Raw genomic sequence first — 5,106 nt, forward strand, 5'->3', positions numbered from 1 at the left:
CTGAAACATCGGCTGAAGCACCAGAAGGTGAGAAACATAATATTGCAGATTTCCAAAAGGAACCACGAATTTTCCTAATTTCAAATTCACCTGCCCTCTTGGACCTTTGAGAACAAAGTATTTATCCCCGTAATGGTAATTAAACTCCCTGGAGAAGAAATCGAAATCAGGCGAATACGACGCCTGCAAAACTAAAGTCGCCCAGTCACCAGACTCACCCTGAAAGATATATTTGAAGTTCACCTCAGCCCCATGAATCAAAAAATTATCGCTATTGATTTTCCCCTGACCATCATTAAGCATAAACCTCGAATCCAAAGCCCCGGTGATTTGATAATTCCTGGCATAAGCAGTAGCTCCGACAAACAGAAGCGAAACCAGGATAATTGCTATTCTCTGTGCTTTTCTCATATCCTTCCTTTTCATTCGAGACTATCTATAACGCAACCTCTCTGCCAAAAACAAAAACTTGTCAAGGATTCTCCTAAGTGATTCAATGGCAAGCAGATATGACAAGCCCTAATTTGTCTCACTCTTGCCTATTTTGAGAATTTGAGCTTTTTCCTACAAATGGTGTAGCAGACGATACAGTGATGGGGATGTAAAAGCTTGTATTTACAAGTGGTAGAGCAGGTTTTTAAACCTGCCCACACCCGATAATTTTAACTTGACAGATGGCACTATTGGTAGGTAAATTGAATTTAAGATATTACACAAATATATAATTGTGCTTATTAAACATAATGCGAGCTCTTTCTTTCTGTAGGTACTTGAGGTTAGGCAAGTGAACATAGTGTAAGAGATTTAAGATAGGAAGACCCGAGAAGAACAAAGGGAAGTTTTATTAGCTTGCAAAAACCTAAACTTTGGTAGAGATAAAAGGAGATTTGATATGTCCAACAGACCTTCAATACCTGAAGAGATTAAAAGAAAAATCCTATTGGAATGTGGACATCGATGTGCAGTCGACGGAACTCCCCTCCCACTTGAACTGGCCCACATCATACCTTGGCGTAAATCAAAGCAACATAAACCGGAAGATCTTATCTGTCTGTGTGCAAATTGCCATGAACGAGCAGACAGTGAGGGATGGAGTGAAAAGGTTCTCAGAGAATATAAGCTTAAACCTTGGGTACATCGCCACCCTAACCCTGGACCCACTTTAAGAATTGAGCTAACGATTGAGGTAGAACACTTAGATGAAAATAGTTGGAGGTCACTTATGGATAGAATAGCAAATTACTTGGAGATCACCCCCGGGGCTATTCGGATATCTTCCATAGAGAAGAGTAACAGTGTGAAAATTACCATTGAACTTCCGACGGAAAGTGCAGAGAAACTCTTGAGCGCTTACTCCAGAAAAGATCCTAAACTCCTCGAATATATCCCAAGTTTGGTTCTTGTCAATCTCTATCGAGAGAAAATCGTAAGAGAGTATTATCCAATAGAGAAAAAATGGGCTATCCTAATAGGAATAAATAAATACTTTGGTACTGGTTTCACAGCATTAAGATACGCAGTCCCTGATGTGGTTGCAATCTATGAGCTCCTGACCAAGGCCTCATACGATAAAAGGTACACCAGACTCATGACAGATGAGACTACAAATCCCGATTTAAGACCAACGAGAAACAATATCTTACGAGAAATTAGCCGTGTTTCCAGAGAAGCTAGTGAGCGTGACGCTATTCTGATTTATTTTTCAGGTCACGGCGCAGAAAAAAGTGGTCAAAGCTTCTTAGTACCTACAGACGCTCTATATGAAATCATAGTAGATACAGCAATTCCTCTGGAAAACGTAAAAAAGATACTTCTTCGCTCTAAAGCCAGATTCAAGATACTGGTCATGGATTCTTGCCACGTAGGTGCTCGGTTTGGAGAAAAAGGCGATGGTCTCATTACGGAGGAGTTCTTGAAATCTTTAGAGGTAGAGGCTGAAGGATGGGCAATATTTTCATCTAGCCGGAAGGGAGAAGTCTCATGGGAGTGGGAAGAGAAGGGACATAGCGTATTTACTTATCACTTAATTGAAGCACTTAAAGGCGAGGCTGATTACGATAATGACGGAATAATCTCGATTTACGATGCAGGCAAATACGTGTCGGGAAAAGTGAAGGAATGGGCAGAAAAAAATAATCAAGAACAGAACCCCATCTTGTCAATAACCACAAGGGATAAAGTTGACATTGAACTGGTGCGGTTACCTGAGAAGCAACGAGAGGTTCAAGCGATTGAACAATTACCGTTAGTGGAGCAAATAAAAGAGGCCCATGGAGCATTTAAGATTTTTCCTTTAACCCCGAGTAAACTCAGGTCGTATGACGATATTAAGGAAAAGGAAAATATAGACAGTCTTCTCGAAATACAATTAGTCCCATTTGGGTCTCATGTTGATGTTCCGCCATTTTATCGTTATCATAGAAATATGCTCTATCATTTACGATTTTATTTTCCCAAACACAACACTAAAGGCTCCAAATTTGAATATCTAATTATCATGTTTAACGGACTCGCAGAGGCAACGCCGGGGATTTACGATGATCTCGGCTTAGAATTTGCGAAAAATGGTATTCCATCCGTTTTATTTCCTTTAACCAATCACTTTTATCGCCGCACGGATTTTCGGTGTGATGTAAATGATATTTTTACTGCTAATAATAAACAAGACTCCATATTAACTACACAAGATACTATTATTGACTTAGCTAATCATCCGGAGAGAATAATTCATGGCTATATCCAAATGATGAGTGATGTGGATAGATTTTGGAATAGCACCTGGGATGAAGGCGTTTACCCGGATTTCCATGAGTTTTATAACGAGCATTTTGATAACAACACAAAAATCTGCTTGTTAGGCTATTCTTTAGGAGGTATTTTAACTTTAGCACTCCTGCTTAAAGATCCTGAAAGATACCATTCTATTTATCTTTTGGAATCAGGTGCAAATTTCTCTGACATTAACGCTGGAGTGCTTTTTGTTAGAAACGAAACAATAACGAAAATGATTTGGAAAAGGTACGTGGTCGACCCAGTCGCAAGTGGGCAGAAAAGGATTGAGGACGTTAAACCTTACCTAGTTTTCAAGTATGATAACAAAGAGATGAAAGAAGCTTGGGAAAAGATGGTGGAAAGAGTAAATTCCGGTGAGTGTATAGCAGAGATGGAAAAAGAAGACCCCTTTTTCTTTCAACGCTTTGTAAGGCGGTCAGAGGAGGCTGATGGAATTTGGGATGGGGTGGTGTTGGATATTAACGAGAGTTTTAAACAGATCCAAATGACACAAAAAGAAAGGGATATATTTGAAAAAATAGTTATAGGTAATTATAAGTCTTTATATAAAGAGGAGCTTAGTAAGCTTTGTAATAAGATCCTCATATTCTTAGGAGGGATTGATACCGTTTTCACTATGAGTGCAATACAGAGTTTTGCACCAGAGAAAACAAATCTTGCAATAGTCCAATTACCGGGATTGGGACATTGGTTAAAATTTAGTTCAAGAAGACAATGGTTGATTTGGAAAGAGCTTATTACTAAAACAATTATCAATTTCAGCAAAGTCAGCACGTTAGAGTACACTGAGTAGAAAATGTAAGCTCTCTTATAAGTCTGCTGATTAAGATCTAATAAATGTTAAAAAACAACTCTTTTTCTTGCTTTTTTCCCATAAGATCTCAAGACACAGAATCAACTTAAGTAATCAAATTCCCCTAAATTAAATTTATAAAATTTAAATCTCTTATTCAAAGTTTTTTTTGACGCAACCGATAATAATATTGTGAGGGAATCTAAAAGAGTGAGTCAAGAAGAGGCAAAAAAGATTAAAGAGCAATATGAAGAAGCTCTATTGAAAGAGAGATTTGATATTGTCAAAAAAATCGAGAATCTTTACAGAGACACATCCTTGTGGGCGGAACTAAAAAAAATCAAAAAAGAAATTGATGATATACTTATCGCATGATTCATCTCAAGAAATAGTGAATGTGATGGTGTCAAGTACAGGAAGCTCAAATCCTTTATATATTAATACAGAGAGAATATCTCCACATAGTTAGCGTCTCTTGATCTGTCATCAAAAATGTGAGCCTCTCTGCGAAACATTTTTATTAGCTTTTCATGTTGGCTTGGTCTCCATCTGGTGGTAAACCTGCGAGTTTAACAGGAATGACACTAACCATTCCGGCAATCATATCCACCAATTCTGTTTAAGATAGTTCACTTTAATATCCGACTTTTTAAAAGATTCTTCCATTTTTTGTTAGGACACAGAGATGCATCCTAATAATGCTCAGATGTAGGATTATAAGTCAATGATAGCCTAAGGTCAAGAATTCATGAACTCGCAAAACATAAAATTAGGTTGGTAGTAAAGGCGAGCTGTAGAATCCTCTGTGTAATATGAGGGAAAATTCAAAAGTCTGTCGGCAGATAATTCCCGTCCAGTGAAAACATAACCCACCTGAAGGCAAAGCGTGCTATCATGTTGTAGCGTCCTCACGGGAGTGAGGACGCTACAATTTATACTTCTCCATCCTGTACAGCAAAGTCGGCCGGGAGATGCCCAGGTATTTTGCCGCCTGGGTCTGGTTTCCATTGGCTTTTTCCAGGGCAATTTTGATAAGCTCTTTTTCAACTTCTTCTAAATCAATTCCTTCTTCTGGCAGATCCATTACCACGTTCCCGATTCTTTTCTCCCCTTTCCACATCTTTTCGGTCAGGTTTTCTTTTCTGATCACACAATCCTTTTTCAAGACCAAAGCCCGTTCGATAGTATTCTCCAACTCCCTGACATTCCCAGGCCAGGAATAGTTCATCAGAGAACTCATCGCCTCATCTTCAATTTGACAATCGGTATCTCCGAACTTCTTAAGGAAATGCTCGATCAAGCTCGGAATGTCTTCTTTTCTTTCTCTTAAAGGAGGCAGGGTAATGGAAATAACGTTCAGCCGATAATAGAGGTCTTCTCTGAACTTTTTCTCCTTAACCAATTTTTCTAAATCCTGATTTGTGGCGGCAATGATGCGCACATCTATCTTTACAGGTGAACTTGAGCCGACTCTATCAATCTCCCTCTCCTGAATTGCCCTTAAAAGTTTTGCCTGCATC

At 38.8% G+C, this 5,106-nt stretch carries 4 protein-coding genes; 2 read left to right on the plus strand and 2 right to left on the minus strand.

What is annotated here, in order from left to right; genetic code table 11:
• Positions 1-411 (minus strand): hypothetical protein (locus MUP17_06635; GenBank protein MCJ7458649.1); only part of this gene is annotated, 411 nt, incomplete at its 3' end.
• A gap of 481 nt (positions 412-892) precedes the next feature.
• Here MUP17_06635 and MUP17_06640 point away from each other — a divergent pair.
• Both MUP17_06640 and MUP17_06645 read left to right on the plus strand, forming a co-directional pair.
• Positions 893-3,586 (plus strand): caspase family protein, encoded by a 2,694-nt coding sequence (locus tag MUP17_06640; protein ID MCJ7458650.1) that lies wholly within the window; start codon positions 893-895, stop codon positions 3,584-3,586.
• 210 nt (positions 3,587-3,796) lie between these two features.
• Positions 3,797-3,961, plus strand: coding sequence for a hypothetical protein (locus tag MUP17_06645; protein MCJ7458651.1), 165 nt, complete (start codon positions 3,797-3,799; stop codon positions 3,959-3,961).
• Between the two features lie 550 nt (positions 3,962-4,511).
• Here MUP17_06645 and MUP17_06650 read toward each other — a convergent pair.
• A partial coding sequence (locus tag MUP17_06650) for a sigma 54-interacting transcriptional regulator (protein ID MCJ7458652.1) occupies positions 4,512-5,106 on the minus strand: 595 nt, incomplete at its 5' end.

This window comes from Candidatus Zixiibacteriota bacterium (assembly GCA_022865345.1).
GTDB lineage: Bacteria > Zixibacteria > MSB-5A5 > MSB-5A5 > RBG-16-43-9 > RBG-16-43-9.